The organism is Aquirufa ecclesiirivi (assembly GCF_011250515.1).
Classification (GTDB): Bacteria; Bacteroidota; Bacteroidia; order Cytophagales; family Spirosomataceae; genus Aquirufa; species Aquirufa ecclesiirivi.
This window is the reverse complement of record NZ_JAANOP010000018.1, coordinates 1-846: the sequence shown is the minus strand read 5'-3', so window position 1 is coordinate 846 and position 846 is coordinate 1. Positions and strand designations below refer to the sequence as shown.

Genomic DNA, 846 nt, shown 5'->3' with positions numbered 1-846 from the left:
CAAAGCTTCCTACCGATACGCCTACAGCTAATTCTCCTCCTCCACTCGCTGTTAAGCTGCCGTCTGTCACACTGATTGAAGCAGACTCCACTTTGTATAAGCTCATGCTCGCTGTGGCTACTCCATTGCTGAAGGTTACACTCGTCGCTGTACCAAAGTCAGTACTTCCTACTTTAGGTGAGCTTACTGGTGAGCTAGAACTATTCGCTCCAGAGAAGGTTAAACTCTTAGCTCCTGTGTAAGCTGTTACCGTATTTCCTTGTGCATCTTTCGCTGTAATCGTAATCGTTTGACTTGTACCTGCTGTCTGTGTTCCGCTTCCCGTAATCACAAACTTATTGGCCGATCCACTATTGATATCGATACTTCCACTCGTTACTGCCGTTCCTGTGGCAGGAGTAAATGTGAAGGTTCCTGAACCTACTGTTCCTGTGTACTTCAAGCCTAAGCTTGTCAAGTTCGCTACTCCACTGCTAAAGTCAACAGCACTGTTCAATTTATCAGTTCCAGATAATCCAGAGATTGATCCTGTCAAGCCTGTGGTTGTTACCGTGATGTTATTGGCACTCGCATCAAAGCCAGTTACCGTATTGCCATAAGCATCCAAAGCCGTCAAGGTATTTGTACCTGTAAACGCTACGGCATTAATCTGTGGTCCTGCTAAGCTTAAAGCTAATTTGCTAAATGCCGCTGGGCTTACCGTTACGCTCAAGCGATCTGATCCACTGGTTGTCACCGAGCCATCTGTGGCTACTACAGCAGCCGACTCTACTTTGTATAAGCTCATGCTCACCGTGGCTACTCCATTGCTGAAGGTCACACTCGTGGCTGTACCAAAATTCGTGC

1 protein-coding gene is annotated in these 846 nt (G+C 46.8%); it reads right to left on the bottom strand.

The window, feature by feature from the left end:
* Positions 1–846 (bottom strand): hypothetical protein (locus G9H65_RS13265; RefSeq protein WP_166375817.1); only part of this gene is annotated, 846 nt, incomplete at both ends.